Origin of the sequence: Agrobacterium sp. M50-1, from assembly GCF_049843495.1 — a bacterium.
In the GTDB taxonomy this organism is placed as follows: domain Bacteria; phylum Pseudomonadota; class Alphaproteobacteria; order Rhizobiales; family Rhizobiaceae; genus Agrobacterium; species Agrobacterium radiobacter.
Genome location: NZ_JBBHZH010000002.1, coordinates 453,117 through 470,088, shown reverse-complemented (window position 1 = coordinate 470,088; position 16,972 = coordinate 453,117). Strand labels below are relative to the sequence as shown.

The window sequence follows — 16,972 nt, the reverse complement described above, 5'->3', positions numbered from 1 at the left end:
ATTTCCTAATGTACATTATAATTCGCCGGACGCCTCCCGACGCCTCAAATCGAGTTCTTCGCTGTAACGCCGCAGTGTATGGCTTTCGGTGAGCAGGCCAACGGGCCGGTTTTCGATCTTGTCGTTGACGACCACAAGCGCCTCGCTCTCCGCCGCATCGAAGGCGGCCGCCGCCTGACGGGCATTCATGGTCGGCAGCAGCACGTCATTCTTGTACTGCAGATAGGTTTCAAGGCTGATCTTGCTGGGGTCGCGATCCATCGGGTCGGCATAGATTTCCGGGACGAGGACGATGCCGGCGTAACGTCCATCATCATGGGTCATGATTACCCGTTGCGTCGAGCCGAGCGGGAACTTCTCCTTGAAGGCCGGAAGACCCATGCTGACATTGGCCTTGCGGATATCGGCGCGCATCATCTTGCCGACCGTCAGGTCGCGGATCCAGCCGATATCGTGGGCGCTGCGAATGCTCTCGCCACGCAGGTGAAAACGCCATGTGGCGAAGGAGTAACCGAATGTGGTGCGCACCACGAGCGAGGTGGTGATGACGGCGGCAAGCACCAGAGCCGTGATCTGGAAGTCGCCGGTCAGTTCCAGCGCCAGAAACGTCATCGTCAGCGGCCCACCGATGATGGCGGCGGCAAAGGCGCTCATGCCGATCACGGCATAGACGATCGGCGCCGTCGATCCATAACCGATATAGGGGGCGCAGAGCGCGAAAATCTTGCCGAGCAGCGATCCCATGAACAGCGAGGCGAAAAACAGGCCGCCGCGGAAATTCGAACCGATGGAAATGGCGCTGGCCGCCGCCTTCAGCAGGAACAGCCCGGCCAGCCCGTATATCGTCAGTTCGGCGTCAATATTGAGATGCAGCGCGCCATGGCCGCTCGACAGCACCTGCGGTGAAATCAGCGCAAGCCCACCCACCGCCACGCCGCCGATTGCAGGACGCAGCCAGCCGGGAATGGCGCTTTTGCGGGCCGTCTCCTCGATGAAGGACACCGCCTGCATCAGCGTGATGCCGATGGCCGCGCACACGACGCCGAGAAAGATGGCGGGCACATAATCCGCCGGCGTCACACGGCTGGCATCGACGATATCTATGGAAAGGCCATGGCCGCCGATAATCCCGATGACGGTCGTCGCCACCAGCGCCGAAACGATGAGCGGCGCAAGCGTTACGACGGTATAGGTGCCGATGATGAGTTCGATGGCGTAGAAAGCCCCCGTCAGAGGCGCGTTGAAGGCGGCGGCAATCGCCCCTGCGGCGCCGCAGCCGACGAGGATGCGCATGTCCCCTCGCCTCAGTTTCAGCTTGATACCGATCTTGGAGGCGACGCCGCTGGCGATCTGCGTGTAACCCGCCTCAAGCCCGACAGACGCGCCAAAACCGTTGGAGACGATGTTCTGCAGGCAGACAATGATACTGTCCGTCAGCGACAGGCGGCCGCCATGCAGCGCATTCGCCTCGATCGGGTCGACCATGGGTTTCTTGCGGGTCTTCGATAGAATGAAGATGATCAGGCCAAGCACGACGCCGCCGATGATCGGACCGGCAAGCACGATCCATCCGGACAGGTCACTGCTGCTCAGTCGCTCGACGCCGAAGACCAGCACATGCAGCGCAGTGCTCAAGGCGCCGATCAACGCCACCAGGAGACCCGCTGCGATGCCGATGAAGACGGCGAGAGCAACCAGCCCCAGTTCGCCGCGACGGAACATTGCCCGCAACCGGCTGGCGCGCAGATTGTCGAAGAAGCTCGCCATACTGGGTGCACGGAAAGGCTTGGTCGACATGCTGTTCCTTTTCAGGCGGCGTCAGGCTGCTTCGATATCGATCTCGAAACGCATCTGATCATAAGCCGGTTCAACATTATCAGGCGTTTCACGCATCACCGTGTCATAATCGAGCGGAATATGCATGTGGGTCAAGATCGCCCGTTTGGGTGCGAATTTCTCGATCCAGCCGAGCGCCTGTTCCAGAGACAGATGGCTGGGGTGGTAACGGTGCTGCAGCGCGTCGATGACGAGGATATCGAGGCCGGAAAGCTTCGGCAGGGTCTCAGTCGGAAAATCGCTGACATCGGTGCAATAGGCGACGTCACCAATACGGAAGCCCAGCGAATGCACATCGCCATGCTGCTGCATATGAACGTTGAAAGGTATCGGCCCGCCTGCCCCGTCGATGATAACGGGCGCATCGATATCCGCGATGATCCGTGGTTCGACGATGGGCGGATAGCTGCTGCCCGGCGGCGTCTCCAGGCAATAGGCGAAACCATCCCATATACGCGCCATGGTGACGGGATCGGCATAGATGGGAATGCGGTTTTGCTGAATGGCGAAATAGATGCGCAGATCGTCAATGCCATGCAGATGGTCGGCATGGGCGTGGGTGTAAAGCACCGCATCGACCGCCTCCACCTTCGCCGCGATCATCTGTTCGCGAAAATCCGGGCCGGTATCGATGACAACGGTCGTCTTGCCGCCATCCGGACCGATCTGCTCCACCATGAAGGCGGTGCGGGTGCGCCGGTTCCTGGGGTTATCAGGATCGCAGGCGCCCCAGTCGCCGTTGATGCGCGGCACGCCGGGCGACGACGCGCATCCGAGAACCGTGAAGCGGCGACGGTAGATTGCCACACCTACACCCTTGTCATCTTCGAAAAGCAGCGGAAGGCGTTTTCGGTGGTGATTTCGGCCATGCGCTCATAGGAAACGCCATGTACCTCGGCCAGAACCTCCGCGGTGTTGACCACGTAGGAAGGTTCGTTGCGTTTGCCGCGCCAGCGCTTCGGCGCAAGATAAGGCGCGTCCGTCTCCACCAGCAGCCGCTCCAGCGGCACGGTGGCGGCGATATCGCGGATATCCTGTGATTTCGGGAAGGTCAGAATACCGGAGAAGGAAACATAACCGCCAAGTTCGACACCGGTTTTCGCCAGCTCCGGACCAGCGGAGAAGCAGTGCAGAATGAAGGGGAATGCTCCCTTTTCGCTCTCGGCGCGCAGAATGGCGGACATGTCGTCGTCAGCGCTGCGGCTATGAATGACGAGCGGCAGCTTCGTTCTCCTTGCCGCCTCGATATGGCGGATGAGGCCGGTCTTCTGGTCTTCCGGCTTCTGCGTGTCGTAGAAATAATCCAGACCCGCCTCGCCGATCGCCACGATCTTGTCGTGGCTTTCGGCCAGCCGCACCAGATCATCGGCCGAAATATCCAGTTCTTCGGCCGCGCTGTTGGGATGCGTACCGACGGAGCAGAAGACCGATGGATATTTTTCCGTGATCTTCAAGAGCTCGGGCAGGCGGCGCACCCGTGTCGAGATCGTCACCATCTGGCTGACACCCGAAGCATGGGCGCGGGCGATGATATCGTCACACTCCGCTTCGAAATCGGGAAAGTCCAGATGGCAATGGGTATCGATCAGCATGGTTGTCGCCTTCACGCTTCCGGCGCGACATAACGCGGGAAAACCGGCTTCGGTGCTTCCAGCGGCGTGCCCGGAACCAGGCGGCCAGCTTCGCCCAAAGCAGCGAAATCACGTTTATCGGCAGGCGCAGCGACGAGATCGAGCAGCTTGTCGCAGGATTGCGGCATGAAGGGCTGCAGGAGAATACCGATCTGGCGCACCACTTCCGCCGTGACGTAAAGAACCGTGCCCATGCGCTCGGGATCGGTCTTCTTCAGCGCCCACGGCTCCTGCGAGGCGAAATAACGGTCGGTTTCCGAAACAACGGCGATGATGGCCGCCAGCGCGCGGTGGATGAGCTGCTTGCCCATCTCCTCACGGCAGAGCGCCAGCAGTCCGTCGGCGGAGGCGAGCATCGCCCTGTCTTCTTCGGTGAACTCACCGGGCGTCGGGATATGGCCGTCGCAATTCTTGACGATCATCGACAGCGAACGGCTGGCGAGATTACCGATGCCATTGGCAAGATCGGCATTGATGCGGGTGGCGATGCCCTCTTCGCTATAGCTGCCGTCCTGACCGAAGGAGACTTCGCGCAGGAAGAAATAACGGACCTGATCGAGACCGAAATGGTTCACCAGATTGGCCGGATCGACGACATTGCCGAGCGACTTTGACATCTTCTCGCCCTTGTTGAGCAGGAAGCCATGGGCATAGACCCGCTTGGGCAGAGGCAGCTTCGCGCTCATCAGGAAAGCCGGCCAGTAGACCGCGTGGAAGCGGATGATGTCCTTGCCGATGATATGCACGTCGGCAGGCCAATATTTGGCGCGCGGGCCGTTCTTGTCTTCGATGTATCCGGTGGCGGTAATGTAGTTCGTCAGCGCATCGACCCAGACATACATGACGTGCTTGGGATCGTTCGGAACCTTGATGCCCCAATCGAAAGTGGTGCGGGAAATAGACAGGTCCTTGAGGCCGGATTTCACGAAGGAGATGATTTCGTTGCGACGCTCGGCCGGGCCGATGAACTCCGGGTTTTCCTCATAGAGCTTTAGCAGCTTGTCCTGATATTCGGAGAGCTTGAAGAAGTAGCTTTCCTCCTCCACCCACTCGACCGGCGTGCCCTGCGGCCCGTAACGAACGCCGTCAGTGCGCACTTCCGTCTCGTCCTCGCCGTAATAGGCCTCGTCGCGCACGGAATACCAGCCGGCATAGCTGTCCTTGTAGATGTCGCCGCTATCGGCCATCAGGTTCCAGATGTTGCGCGAGGTCTCGTGGTGACGCTCTTCCGTGGTACGGATGAAATCATCGTTTGAGGCATTGAGCAGCTTGCCCATCTCGCGGAACTGGTCGGAATTGCGCTGCGCCAGCTCTTCCGGCGAAATACCTTCCGCCCGCGCCGTCTGCTGCATCTTCTGGCCGTGTTCGTCGGTGCCGGTCAGGAAGAACACATCCATCCCATCCAGGCGCTGAAAGCGTGCCATGGCATCCGTCGCAATCAACTCATAGGCATGGCCGATATGCGGCTTGCCGTTAGGATAGGAGATCGCGGTGGTGATGTAGAATGGTGTCTTGTCTGTCATGACGGTCTATCGACTTTACAGGCTGTTTTTTGGATAGACCGCTCTTAAACCATTGTTCGCAGCAGCGAAACAACAACTTCCCCATTTCGGGTATGATTCCTGATCCCGGCACTTAAACCGAACGGATATCTTCCAGAATGGAAAGCACCATCTGCTTCTTGTCGAGATTATAGGCCTGCGCCACGGTGATGCGTTCCGAAAGCGCCGAGGAAAGCCGCGCATGTTTTTCCGCCGCCGCGATATCGCCCGCCATCGCCGCCGCCCGCGCCCTCTTCATAAGCTCTTCCGTCACATGCTCCATGAAGAAGCCGAGAACGATGTCACCATCCTTCTGTGCCAGAACCTCGGCAAGCTTGTGCATCTGCTTGCGCGCACCCGGCCCTTCGGCGCCCATGACCTCGGCAAAGGCCTCGACAATGTCCGAGCCGCCGTAATTCAGCAGCTTGAGCGCCTGCGCCACACTGCCCTTGGAGGCGGCAAGCAGGGCGTCGCGTTTTTCACCGGATGGGCTGATGCCGAGATGATCGAGCGACTGCACCATGGCCGCATCGGAAAGCGGCAGGAGCCTGAGCGGCATGCAGCGCGAGCGGATGGTCGGCAGCAATTTTCCCGGCGCATGCGACAGGACGAGGAACATCGCCCGCTTTGGCGGCTCCTCCAGTATTTTGAGGATGGCATTCGCGGCGTTGCGGTTGAGGTCGTCGGCGGGATCGATGACGACGATACGCCAGTTGCCGGTGCCCGATGTCTGCGAGAAGAAGTGCCCTGCCCGCCGCACTTCGTCCACGGTGATGGCAGATTTCACGCGGCCCGTCTTTTCGTCCACCGGGCGGGTGAGATGCAGGAGATTATGCGAGGCCCCGGCGGTGATCTGCCGGCTGACCAGCGATTGCGGATCGGGATCGGCAAGAAAATCCGGCGCCAGCGACGGATCGGGATGGCTGAGCACATGATTGGCAAAACGGAAGGCGAGCGTCGCCTTGCCGATACCCTCCGGGCCCTCGATCAGAATGGCGTGATGGCCCTTACCGGAACGATAGGATTGCGCGAGGAACGCTTCCGCCTCTTCATGGCCAAAAAGCTTCGTGTTCTGCTGTGGCGCAATCGCGCCGTCGAGAACGCCCTGAACCTCACTCATGCGCCGCGCCCGCCGCCGTTTCCAGCTGTTCAAGCAAAGGTTCTACGAAGGACAGGACATCCTCCGCCACCTTTCCTTCCGGCTGGTCGGCATTGACGATCCGGCAACGACGCGGTTCGGCGAGCGCAATATCCAGATAGGCTTCCCGCCGCTTTTCGTGGGTTTCGATTTCCTCTTTCTCGAACCGATCAGGCGCAGCGCCCTCATCCGCACGCTTTCTGGCGCGGGCGAGCCCCTTTTCGGCGGCGATATCGAAAATCAGCGTCAGTTCGGGCACGACGCCGTCAATCGCGATGCGTTGCAGGGTCTCGATGAATTCCGGCTCCAGATTGCCGGTCGTGCCCTGATAAACACGGGAGGAATCGAGAAACCGGTCGCAGAGCACGATCTCGCCGCGTGTGAGCGCCGGGCGAATGACCTCCTCGACATGGTCGTTGCGAGCAGCCGCGAACAGGATTGCTTCCATGCGCACACCGAAGGATTCGGCCGCACCCGAAAGGAGAACGTGCCGGACAGCCTCTGCGCCCGGTGAGCCACCCGGCTCACGCGTCACGACCACCTTAAAACCACGGCCGCGAAGCGCCTCGGCAAGGGTGCGAATCTGCGTCGACTTACCAGCGCCTTCGCCGCCTTCGAAGCTGATGAACAATCCGGTCTTTTCGGCCAATGTCACGTCCTGCACGGGTTTTCTAAAATTCGAATTGCCTGTTTACAGCATCGAAGCGAAATGTGTGAAGCGCTTTTCAGAAAAACAGGTGCCTGAACAAAAGCATAGGAACAAGGCGGCGCGTGGAGCAGGCATTCAGAGCCAGAACAGCAGCAGTTCCTTCAGCGCACCCGTTGCATTCTGGGTAAGCGACCCCTTGCCGACCGCCGCCTTCGTATAAAGTGGAACCTCCCGCAACAGGCGTTCGCCCGAAAAAATCTTGAGCGTTCCGGCATTTGCACCAACGTCCAAAGGTGCGTTCAGCGGCCAGCGATAGACGATTCGTCCGGAAATACGCTCCGGATTATTGACCGGCACCAGCACGCTGACATCTTCCTTCGGCGAAAGATCGATATGCGCGACATCGCCGCCATAAACGCCGACCGACCCGACAGCCTCGTCCTTGCTGAAAAGATGGCGTTTTTCAAAGGCTGTCAGGCCCCAGTCCACCACCCGGCGGGCTTCTTCCTGCCGCGTCTTGTCGTCCACTATGCCTGAAAGCGCCAGATAGACCCGGCGGCCTTCCCTCTCGGCCGAGACGACGGCGGCAAAACCGCTGCCTTCGGCAAAACCAAGCCCGAGACCATCGATACCGCTGCCCGGCATCAAGAGCGTGTTTTTATTGCGCTGGAAAATCCGGTTCCATTCGAAATCCGGCTTGGTGAAAAGCCCGTAACGGTCGGGGTAGCTGTCATGCAGATGCTGGGCAAGGCGCACCATGTCCCTGGCGGTCGTCTGGTTGCCGGGATCGGGAAGCCCCGTGGAATTGGTGAAGGTGCTGCGGCTCATGCCAAGTTCGCCCGCCCGCACCGTCATGCGCTTGGCGAAGGCGGCATCCGAGCCCGCCATGCCTTCGGCGATGACAATGCAGCCATCATTGGCGTTCTGGACGATGATGCCGGTCAGAAGATCATTGATGCTGACGGAGGATTTCAGCGCCGCGAACATGGTCGACGTGCGCGATGGCGCACCGCCCGTGCGCCAGGCATATTCCGAGACAGGATAAGCGGTCTCCGGCGTCACCTGCCCCTTGGACAGCGCATCCAGCACCACCTCCACCGTCATCAGTTTGGCAAGCGATGCGGGCGGAAAAGGCTGGCTCTCATTTTGCGAAAGAAGCACCGTGCCCGTTTCGGCATCGATCATATAGGCCTGTTCGGCCTTGGCGATGAAGGGGGCTGTCTGTGATTGTGCCGGGCCTGCACTGAGAAACGCAAGCGCTGCCGCTGCGACGACCGAACGATAGGAGCGATGAATGGCCTTGCGCATGAAACCGCCCAGTCCTGCCTGCCGTAACCGGCTGCCCGCGATAAAGGCGGGAGGCCGGCCGTATCCTTCATTCCGTCAGCGCGACTTCGCCTGCTGACGCTTCACATGGGCGAGTATCGATTGCTCATTGAGCGCACCACGATCTACGAGCACGCTGTCGAAGGCGCTTGCGGTCCTGGAAACTGTAGCAGATTCTTCGGAATAGGCCGCGGCAAATTTGGAAGACGGTGTCGGCACGCGCAGATAATTGCCGCCGGGGGCAGCCGGCTCACGCATGAAATTGCCTTCCGGACGCTCGGCCAGGATAGGGCCGATTTCAGGCAGGATCGCGAATTGTTCGAAAACCGGCGCCGGGCCATTGACGAGCGGCATGGCCTGAAGCGCCGCATTCTTCTTGGAACCGACGAGCGCCGTCTGCGTGGAGGCGCCATAATTCGGGTTGGATGTGGGCGCGGGAACGAAATTCGGCGATGCCGAAGCCACCATCACGCCCGTTGCGATCTGCCCTTCGGGTGCTACACCCGGCGAACGCGAACCCTTCGGAATATAAGACGCCATCAGATAGGGCATGTCGTGACCGTCAAGCGGCGCACGGCCGGCATATTGCACCCGTACATTCGCCGTGCCGGTGGCCTTCATGTCGAGAAGGTCGGCCGTCTTGCTGGAAACGTCAATCAGGCGGCCTTCATGGAACGGTCCGCGATCGTTGACGCGCACGAGAACCGAAGCGCCATTCTCCATGTTGGTGATGCGCGCATAGCTCGGCAGGGGAAATGTCGGATGTGCGGCAGAAAGATGTTCTTTGTCGTAGACTTCGCCATTGGCGGTCAGGCGGCCATGGAAGGCGGAACCGTACCAGGAAGCCAGACCGGTCTTGTTGTAACCCGGCTCTTCCTTCGGGAAATAGCGGCGGCCCTTGACGGTATAGGCATTGCCGACCAGCTCGCGCCCGCCACCCTTGGGAATGCTTTTGCCATCGGCCACACGCGGGCTGGCTTTGACGCCATATTCGGATTCGGAAAAATATTCCTTGCTGCGCTTGGGCTTAGGCTTGGTCTCGGACGTCGTGGAACACGATGCGGTCGCAGCGCAAAGCACGGAAATTGCGAGCCACTTCACGCCTGACCTGGCGTTGATGCCGAGTTTCTTGACCGAAGAATTCAAATCGTCTGCCCCACGCTGCTATTGGCTCGGAGAACCGCACCCTCACTTGCCTCGATAATTGCCCCTGCCATCGAAGCACCTAACAGTCGCTTAATCTTGTGCATAACGTGGCGAAAATGCGAACGACTTCTGCAAATTCGATAAAATTGTAACGAACGTGGTTAATGATTTCTATCTTTTAAGCCCGCCTGTCGGGCTCGATCTGCCCACCTCGGCCTCCCTTCCCGACCGTATCCTCAAGGAACAAACGGACGACGACCGCGTTTTCTCCCCGCAAACAACGAGCTTCCGCCGGTTTCGGCTGAGGGAGGAAACATGATCAAGTTTATGAAAACCACAGGTCTGGCGATTGGCATCGCCTTGGTATCCTTCGCCGCACCAATCCCTGCAGGCGCGCAGGACATGGAGCTCAGAATCGGCCCTGACGGCGTTCGCCCCGTCATCCGTGATCGTGACCGGGATGTCGACCGCCGTGGCCCGCCCCGCATGCGCGGTTGCAGCGAACGCGAAGCCCGTGCCGCCGCCCGTGAGGCAGGCCTGCGCGATCCAGAGGTCGTGCGCGTCACGCCGGGTCGCGTCGTCGTCGAAGGCTTCACGCGCCGGGGACCGGATCGCATCACCTTCGCGAATGAACGGGGTTGCCCGGAAATCTGATTAAACCAGCCGCCTGGAACCCGCCGAAAGGCGGGTTTCCCATTCGCGCCGATCTCCAGCCATTCCAAAGCAAAATAACGCGATCGAAGCATCCTTCATTGCTGCGCTCTTGGAGTAGTTTTCGGGCTAAATGGCAGATGGGGTGGGATTCGAACCCACGGTACGCTCTCACGCACGCCGGTTTTCAAGACCGGTTCCTTAAACCACTCGGACACCCATCCATCGGTGGTGAGGCTTTATAGCGGTTTGAAAAAGGCCGTCAATCCCGGCCGGGCGAGCGGCGCCGTCCTTCTCTTTATGGCTGGCAGTTCATTGCCCCGGGGTCGTTGCCGGCGGCAGCAGGGATCCGTCGCCTGAAGGTATCGACGGCACCTGCTGGGCCGTATCGAACAGCGTCAGGCTCAAAACAATTGCAATCAGCACCAGCAAAAGCGCCACGAAGAAAATTCCGGATTTATCCATGCGTCTGCTCATGTCACGTTATGTTAAAGGCGAATATGTGCAATTCGAGGCAATGCAAAGAATAAAGGGGAAGTCTGTCAAGTTGTCTTACAGATTTGCCGAGCTCATCTTTTAAAAATCTGCTGATTGAACAAAATTTATGCGTGGGCGTACTGTTTGGGTCAGAAGTGGCCTATCGCGTCAGCACTCTTGTCATTTATATCAAGCCATCGCTCCCGGGCATTGCCCAACTTTCCCCGAGCGATCAACCTGCCCCGCCTATTTGCGGGGCTTTTTTTTCTTTTGCGATCACTAAAGGCTGAAGCACGCCCGAGGGGCCGGCTATGCGCCGGATGTCCTCGCTTCAGACGCCGATGCCCGGCCCGCCACTGCCATGCCTGCCGTCGCCGCGAAGAATATCCTCGAACAGGTTCAGCAGAGCGGGCGGCAAGGTGTCTGACAATTCCGCGATGATTTCATTGGCGCGATTATAGGAATAGATGGCGCAGAGCGTGAGCACCAGGAGCAGGATCCACGGCCAGATCGGTTTGCGCCTTTGCGGCGCTCCATCAGGTTGTTGCGGTAAAGTCATGCGGGCACCTCCCGTTCAGGCCTTCACGCGCGGCTCGCCTCCCGGCGCATAGGCGGTTTTCTGCAGGAAACGGAATATGTTGCCGCACTGGGCGCAGCGGATCATGAAATCCGTCGGATCGCCCGAGGCGCGCTCCGCGCGAAATCCCCGAGGCATTTCATCGATGCGAAAATCGACGTCCCGGCGGCTCTTGTCATCCGATTCCGACGCTTCGGCAAAACCATGATGACCACATTTGGAACATTCGAGCTTCCGGGAATATCTGTCGCGCGCTGCCATATGCCGTCCTTTGCTTGGTCGTTATCAGGTAGCAGCGGCAAAACATCATTTCAATGCCGATCGCCTCAGGTTAAAGCTTTGCACGGCTATTTCCCGTTCCGGAAAATCGTCCGGCGGCCAACCGATATGGAAGTCTATGAAAGACCAGAAACCCCTGCTTTCTTCGTCACTCATGCTCCGCGCCGCCCTCATTGCCGGAATTCTTCTCATCTTTCTCGGCGTCCTCAATGTCGGCATCAAGTGGTACGGCGAGCGGATTCTTCGGGCTGGCCATACGACGGCCACCGAGGAGGTGGAGATCGTCATCGGCAACGACCGGCTGAAGCTTGCGAAAAACACCCTGCGGTCGCCTTCTGAGCGACACGGCGCAGAGCGCGAACGCGTCGACCTCTATTTAAGCTGGCCTGACCTCCGGGGTTATGAGGAGGCGAATCGCGCCGTCTTCGACGATCCGGTGCAAGCGACGGGGCTGATTTTCATCCAGCTTTCGCAAAGCACCATGTCGGAGGATATGTCCGGTCGTTTCGGCCCGATTTATTCACGGCTGACAGAAGGAGAGTCGGTGCCGCTGAAACACGGCCTCGTGCTGCACCGTCTGCGCGCCGATTCCGGTTACGGCAAGGAAGTCATATTGACCGGCGAGCGTGATGGCGACAATACCTATGTGGTGCGCTGCCTCCTGCCGCAACCGCCGCAGGAGGCCACCGGCAGCGATTGCCAGAGGGATATTCACGCCGGACAGGATCTCAGCCTGTTCTACCGTTTCTCATCAGCCCTGCTGCCGCAATGGCAAAAGCTGGATGCGGATGTGAAAAACTATATCGAGCGCCGCCTCGTAAAAGACGGAAATCCGTGACACGGCACGGCACAGATTGGGTGCGAAAAGTCGCATTTTATGGAAGGCGGATACCTTTCATAAACCACTTGGTAACGCCATCCCGATAAAGTTTCGTCTCGGAGCATCGGGCGGGGCGTGTCCGAGCGGAACATAAATATGCGATTGAAGAGTTCAGCAGTGTTGAAAAGTCTATCTGGAGCACATTCGCACAAAGCGGGTGCAACGTCTTTCGTGAGGTTTATTGCGTTAACCCTTGCTGCGGCGTTCATAACCGCAACATCCGTTCAGACCGCAAAGGCCGACCCGAAATATGCGGGTATCGTCATCGACGCCAAGACCGGCAAGGTCCTCTATGGTGAGGATCCGGACGGCCTGCGTTATCCAGCTTCGCTGACGAAGATGATGACGCTTTACCTGACGTTCGAAGCACTCAATACCGGACGTATCTCGCTTGATTCCAAGGTGCCGGTCTCGGCCAATGCAGCCAAGGAGCCGCCGTCCAAGCTGGGCGTGCGCGCCGGCGGCAGCATCACCGTGGAGCAGGCCATCCTTGCACTCGTCACCCGTTCTGCAAATGACATGGCGACCGCGCTCGGCGAATATATCGGCGGCTCGGAAGACCGCTTCGCCAGAATGATGACCGCCAAGGCCCGTGCACTCGGCATGACCCGCACGACCTATCGCAACGCCAACGGCCTGCCCAACACGGCGCAGATGACGACGGCGCGCGATCAGGCCCGCCTCGGCGTGGCGCTTCGCCAGCATTTTCCGCAATATTACGGCTATTTTTCCACCCGCACCTTCAATTTCGGCAAGCAGGTTATCGGCAACCATAACCGCCTCGTCGGAACCGTAAAGGGCGTGGATGGCATCAAGACGGGTTACACCCGCGCAGCCGGCAGCAACCTTGCCACGTCGGCGCAGATCGACGGCCGCTCAATCGTCGCTGTCGTTCTCGGCGGCCGTTCGAGTGCTGCCCGTGACGCAACCATGCGCAAGCTTGTCGCAACCTATCTGCCGCAGGCATCGCGCGGCGGCAACAGCAACCTGATCGCGCAGACCCGCTCAGCGCCTGTGGAAGAACCCGTCGCCGTAGCCGCTGCTGTTCCTTCCGTGGCAGTTGCAGCAACCGCAGCCGGCCTGCCCAATTCCGGTCCGGTGCCGCAGACCCGTTACGAAGAAGCCCCGGTTACCGCCTTCGCAGGCTCCTCTTCCAATGCAGCCGTCAAGGCCATGGAAGCGGCCACCTGGCAGAAGGGCAAGGATCCAATCAATCAGGCACCCGCTGCACCCGACCGCAAGTTGATCACCAATTCGACCAAGGTGGACAATATCGTCACCGCCTCCACCACGGCGTCTGTCGCCTCCGCCCCTTCTGTTTCGGCCCGGTCCGAGGCTCCGCAGGGCGGCTGGGTCATCCAGATCGGCGCATCGCCGGACGAGAATTCCGCGCGCGGCCTGTTGCAGAATGCGCAGGAAAAAGGCGGCGCGGCGTTGCGCTCCGCAAAACCCTTCACGGTCGCCTTCAGTAAGGACGGCTCCCAGATCTACCGCGCCCGTTTCGGCGGCTTTGATGGCCAGAACGCCGCGGTGAATGCATGTAATGCACTGAAAAAGAAAGGCGTCAGCTGCTGGGCGTCACTCCAGTAACTGATGTTTCCGCAGGCGATGCTTCATTGTCGAAACATCGCCTGTCTCCTCGAATTGTGTAATGAGTAGCGAGGCTTTCCAAGATGGCAGTTAACGAGAATTATTCGGACATTGCGTCTGGCAATGGGCATGGCGGCCTGTCGGTTCTGCATCCCATTCACGAGGCGGCAATGCGTATCGCCGATCTCGGTCTCAACCGCTCCAAGGCAAAAACGCGCGATCTCGTGGCGCTGCTTCTGTCGCATGGCGCCCGCGCCTGGCGCTCCAATCAACCCGAAGCAAACATCCACCTTCATGTCGCGAGCCGCTCGGGTCGCGCTCCGGTCCATATTCGGATTCGCTGAAAATCAGACGCAGCTGATACGACACAAAGAAAAACCCCGCGGAGCCTGAGCGCCGCGGGGTTTTCCTGATTGGTAACCGAAGATGACGAGGCGGCTTACGCCTCGTTCTCCGGCGCCTCCGGCGTATCCGGCAGATCGTCGGCGGCATCTTCGCCATTACCGTTTTCTGCTTCGTCTTCGCCTTCCGGCTCGTTGATGCGCTCTACGGAAACCACCTTCTCATCCTTTGCGGTAGAGAAGATCGTTACGCCCTTGGTGGCGCGGCTGGCGATGCGGATGCCGTTGACCGGCACGCGGATGAGCTGACCACCATCGGAAACGAGCATGATCTGGTCGTTGTCTTCGACCGGGAAGGCCGCAACCAGTTCGCCGATTTCCGTCGTCTTGGAGGTATCGGTGGCGCGGATGCCCTTGCCGCCACGACCCGAGGTGCGGAAGTCATAGGAGGAGGAGCGCTTGCCGAAGCCCCTTACGGAAACTGTCAGCACGAATTCTTCGCGTGCCTTCAGTTCCTGATAACGCTCTTCGCTCAGTTCACCCTCTTCCGTCACTTCCTCGCCAACAAGCGCGATATCGTCCTCATCAACGCCCGCGGCACGCCGTTCAGTAGCCGAGCGCTTCAGATAGGCTGCACGCTCCCACGGCTCCGCTTCCACATGGCCGACAATGGTCATGGAGATGATGCGGTCGCCGTCGGCCATGTTGATGCCGCGCACGCCGACGGAATTGCGGCCGGCAAAGACGCGCACATCATCCACGGGGAAGCGGATGCACTGGCCGAGCGCGGTCGTCAGCAGCACGTCGTCGCGGTCAGTACAGGTTTCGACGGAGAGGATTTCATCACCCTCCTCATCCAGCTTCATGGCGATCTTGCCATTGCGGTTGACCTGCACGAAATCGCCGAGCTTGTTGCGGCGAACCGTGCCGCGTGTCGTCGAGAACATCACATCGAGCGTTTCCCAGGTCGTCTCGTCCTCGGGCAGCGGCATGATGGTGGTGATGCGCTCGCCGGGCTCCAGCGGCAGCATGTTGATGAGAGCCTTGCCCTTGGACTGCGGCGTGCCGATCGGCAGACGCCAGACCTTTTCCTTGTACACGATGCCGCGCGAGGAGAAGAACAGCACCGGCGTATGCGTATTGGCAACGAAGAGCCGGTTGACGAAATCCTCGTCGCGCGTCGCCATGCCGGAACGCCCCTTGCCGCCGCGACGCTGCGCCCGGTAGGTGGTCAGCGGCACGCGCTTGATGTAGCCGAGATGCGAAACGGTGACGACCATATCCTCACGGGCGATGAGGTCCTCATCGTCCATGTCGGGGCCGCCCTCGACGATTTCGGAACGGCGCGGCGTACCAAACTCGTTGCGGATGGCGACGAGCTCTTCCGTGACGATCTGCATGATGCGCAGGCGTGACGACAGAATCTCAAGATATTCGCTGATTTCCGCGCCGATCTTGTTCAGCTCGTCGCCAATTTCATCGCGACCAAGTGCGGTGAGGCGGGCAAGGCGCAATTCGAGAATGGCGCGCGCCTGCTCTTCGGAGAGATTGTAGGTGCCGTCTTCATTGATGCGATGACGCGGATCATCGATCAGACGGATCAGGCTCTCCACTTCCTGCGCCGGCCAGCGCCGGGTCATCAGTTCCTCGCGGGCCGAAGCCGGATCCGGAGCATGACGGATGACGCGGATGACCTCATCGATATTGGCGACGGAAATCGCCAGACCGACCAACACATGCGCACGCTCGCGCGCCTTGCGCAGCAGGTACTTCGTGCGGCGGCTGACGACTTCCTCGCGGAAGGAGACGAAAGCGCGCAGCATGTCGAGCAGCGTCATCTGCTCCGGCTTGCCGCCGTTCAGCGCCACCATGTTGCAGCCGAAGGAGGTCTGCAGCGGCGTGTAGCGATAAAGCTGGTTCAGGATGACATCGGCGTTGGCGTCGCGCTTCAGCTCGATGACGACGCGGTAACCCTGACGGTCGGATTCATCACGCAGGTCGGAAATGCCCTCGATGCGCTTTTCCTTGACCAGTTCGGCCATCTTCTCGATCATCGACGACTTGTTCACCTGATAGGGAACCTCGGTGATGATGATCTGCTCGCGGTCGCCACGCATCGGCTCGATGGTGGCGCGGCCGCGCATGATGACCGAACCGCGGCCCGTCTCGTAAGCCGAGCGGATGCCGGAACGGCCCATGATCAGAGCGCCGGTCGGGAAATCCGGGCCGGGAATGATCTGCATCAGTTCGGGCAGCTCGATCGCCGGATTTTCGATCAGCGCAATACAGCCGTCGATGACTTCGGACAGATTGTGCGGCGGAATATTGGTGGCCATGCCGACGGCGATGCCGCCTGCCCCGTTGACCAGAAGGTTCGGGAACTTGGCCGGAATGACGACCGGTTCCTGCAATGTGCCGTCATAGTTGTCGCGGAAATCGACCGTTTCCTTGTCGAGATCGTCGAGCAGCGAATGGGCGGCCTTTTCCAGACGGCATTCGGTATAACGTTCGGCCGCCGGCGGATCGCCGTCGATGGAGCCGAAATTGCCCTGCCCGTCGATCAGCGGCAGACGGAGCGACCAGTCCTGCGCCATACGCGCCAGCGCGTCATAAATCGCCGAATTGCCGTGCGGATGGAATTTACCCATCACGTCACCGGTAACGCGGGCGCATTTGACGTATTTCTTGTTCCAGTCGATGCCGAGTTCGGACATGCCGTAAAGAATACGGCGATGAACCGGCTTCAGGCCGTCTCGCACATCGGGAAGCGCGCGGGAAACGATAACGCTCATGGCGTAATCGAGATACGACCGCTGCATTTCCTCCATGATGGAAATCGGTTCAATGCCTGGCGGAAGTTTTCCGCCGCCGGGGGGGCTCTGGTCAGTCAAAACGGATCACATTCTCTGT

General features: G+C 59.8%; 16 protein-coding genes and 1 tRNA gene. 4 read left to right on the top strand and 13 right to left on the bottom strand.

The window, feature by feature from the left end; all coding sequences use genetic code 11:
• Positions 1 to 15: 15 nt before the first annotated feature.
• The 8 genes from WDZ78_RS06400 to WDZ78_RS06365 all read right to left on the bottom strand — a co-directional run bounded on the left by WDZ78_RS06400 (position 16) and on the right by WDZ78_RS06365 (position 9,267).
• Positions 16 to 1,797 carry a chloride channel protein gene (locus WDZ78_RS06400; protein ID WP_425672588.1) on the bottom strand — a complete coding sequence of 594 codons (1,782 nt, stop codon included), beginning with the start codon at positions 1,795 to 1,797 and terminating at the stop codon, positions 16 to 18.
• A 21-nt stretch (positions 1,798 to 1,818) separates the two neighbouring features.
• Positions 1,819 to 2,643, bottom strand: a complete 825-nt coding sequence (locus WDZ78_RS06395; RefSeq protein ID WP_020012508.1) for an MBL fold metallo-hydrolase — start codon at positions 2,641 to 2,643, stop codon at positions 1,819 to 1,821.
• Between the two features lie 2 nt (positions 2,644 to 2,645).
• The gene (locus tag WDZ78_RS06390) at positions 2,646 to 3,428 is read right to left on the bottom strand and encodes a TatD family hydrolase (protein WP_425672587.1); all 783 of its coding nucleotides are present in this window, start codon (positions 3,426 to 3,428) and stop codon (positions 2,646 to 2,648) included.
• Positions 3,429 to 3,439: 11 nt separating this feature from the next.
• Positions 3,440 to 4,990 (bottom strand): methionine--tRNA ligase, encoded by a 1,551-nt coding sequence (gene metG / locus WDZ78_RS06385; protein ID WP_425672586.1) that lies wholly within the window; start codon positions 4,988 to 4,990, stop codon positions 3,440 to 3,442.
• A 112-nt stretch (positions 4,991 to 5,102) separates the two neighbouring features.
• Complete coding sequence (locus WDZ78_RS06380) at positions 5,103 to 6,128, bottom strand: DNA polymerase III subunit delta' (protein ID WP_425672585.1); 1,026 nt, start codon at positions 6,126 to 6,128, stop codon at positions 5,103 to 5,105.
• Positions 6,121 to 6,795, bottom strand: coding sequence for a dTMP kinase (gene tmk, locus WDZ78_RS06375; RefSeq protein ID WP_020012512.1), 675 nt, complete (start codon positions 6,793 to 6,795; stop codon positions 6,121 to 6,123). Before tmk ends, WDZ78_RS06380 begins: the two co-directional genes overlap by 8 nt.
• A 135-nt stretch (positions 6,796 to 6,930) precedes the next feature.
• Positions 6,931 to 8,103, bottom strand: a complete 1,173-nt coding sequence (locus WDZ78_RS06370) for a D-alanyl-D-alanine carboxypeptidase family protein (RefSeq protein ID WP_425672584.1) — start codon at positions 8,101 to 8,103, stop codon at positions 6,931 to 6,933.
• Between the two features lie 75 nt (positions 8,104 to 8,178).
• Positions 8,179 to 9,267: a septal ring lytic transglycosylase RlpA family protein gene (locus WDZ78_RS06365; RefSeq protein ID WP_020012514.1), complete on the bottom strand. Its 1,089-nt coding sequence runs from the start codon at positions 9,265 to 9,267 to the stop codon at positions 8,179 to 8,181.
• A 315-nt stretch (positions 9,268 to 9,582) separates the two neighbouring features.
• Between WDZ78_RS06365 and WDZ78_RS06360 the strand changes: the two genes are divergently transcribed.
• Positions 9,583 to 9,921 carry a hypothetical protein gene (locus WDZ78_RS06360; RefSeq protein ID WP_020012516.1) on the top strand — a complete coding sequence of 113 codons (339 nt, stop codon included), beginning with the start codon at positions 9,583 to 9,585 and terminating at the stop codon, positions 9,919 to 9,921.
• Between the two features lie 131 nt (positions 9,922 to 10,052).
• Here the strand turns inward: WDZ78_RS06360 and WDZ78_RS06355 are convergent.
• The 4 genes from WDZ78_RS06355 to WDZ78_RS06340 all read right to left on the bottom strand — a co-directional run bounded on the left by WDZ78_RS06355 (position 10,053) and on the right by WDZ78_RS06340 (position 11,233).
• A tRNA-Ser gene (locus WDZ78_RS06355) sits at positions 10,053 to 10,142 on the bottom strand.
• A gap of 88 nt (positions 10,143 to 10,230) precedes the next feature.
• Complete coding sequence (locus WDZ78_RS06350; RefSeq protein WP_020012517.1) at positions 10,231 to 10,383, bottom strand: hypothetical protein; 153 nt, start codon at positions 10,381 to 10,383, stop codon at positions 10,231 to 10,233.
• Positions 10,384 to 10,726: 343 nt separating this feature from the next.
• Positions 10,727 to 10,954, bottom strand: coding sequence for a hypothetical protein (locus WDZ78_RS06345; RefSeq protein WP_425672583.1), 228 nt, complete (start codon positions 10,952 to 10,954; stop codon positions 10,727 to 10,729).
• A 15-nt stretch (positions 10,955 to 10,969) separates the two neighbouring features.
• Complete coding sequence (locus WDZ78_RS06340; protein ID WP_020012519.1) at positions 10,970 to 11,233, bottom strand: hypothetical protein; 264 nt, start codon at positions 11,231 to 11,233, stop codon at positions 10,970 to 10,972.
• A gap of 136 nt (positions 11,234 to 11,369) precedes the next feature.
• Here WDZ78_RS06340 and WDZ78_RS06335 point away from each other — a divergent pair, with 136 nt between their 5' ends.
• From WDZ78_RS06335 to WDZ78_RS06325, 3 genes are all read left to right on the top strand, one after another.
• Complete coding sequence (locus WDZ78_RS06335) at positions 11,370 to 12,089, top strand: hypothetical protein (protein WP_425672582.1); 720 nt, start codon at positions 11,370 to 11,372, stop codon at positions 12,087 to 12,089.
• A 213-nt stretch (positions 12,090 to 12,302) separates the two neighbouring features.
• Positions 12,303 to 13,721, top strand: a complete 1,419-nt coding sequence (locus tag WDZ78_RS06330) for a D-alanyl-D-alanine carboxypeptidase family protein (RefSeq protein ID WP_020012521.1) — start codon at positions 12,303 to 12,305, stop codon at positions 13,719 to 13,721.
• A gap of 83 nt (positions 13,722 to 13,804) precedes the next feature.
• Positions 13,805 to 14,065: a hypothetical protein gene (locus WDZ78_RS06325; protein ID WP_020012522.1), complete on the top strand. Its 261-nt coding sequence runs from the start codon at positions 13,805 to 13,807 to the stop codon at positions 14,063 to 14,065.
• A 95-nt stretch (positions 14,066 to 14,160) separates the two neighbouring features.
• Here WDZ78_RS06325 and gyrA read toward each other — a convergent pair whose 3' ends face one another.
• Positions 14,161 to 16,953 (bottom strand): DNA gyrase subunit A, encoded by a 2,793-nt coding sequence (gene gyrA / locus WDZ78_RS06320; RefSeq protein WP_425672581.1) that lies wholly within the window; start codon positions 16,951 to 16,953, stop codon positions 14,161 to 14,163.
• Positions 16,954 to 16,972 lie beyond the last annotated feature (19 nt).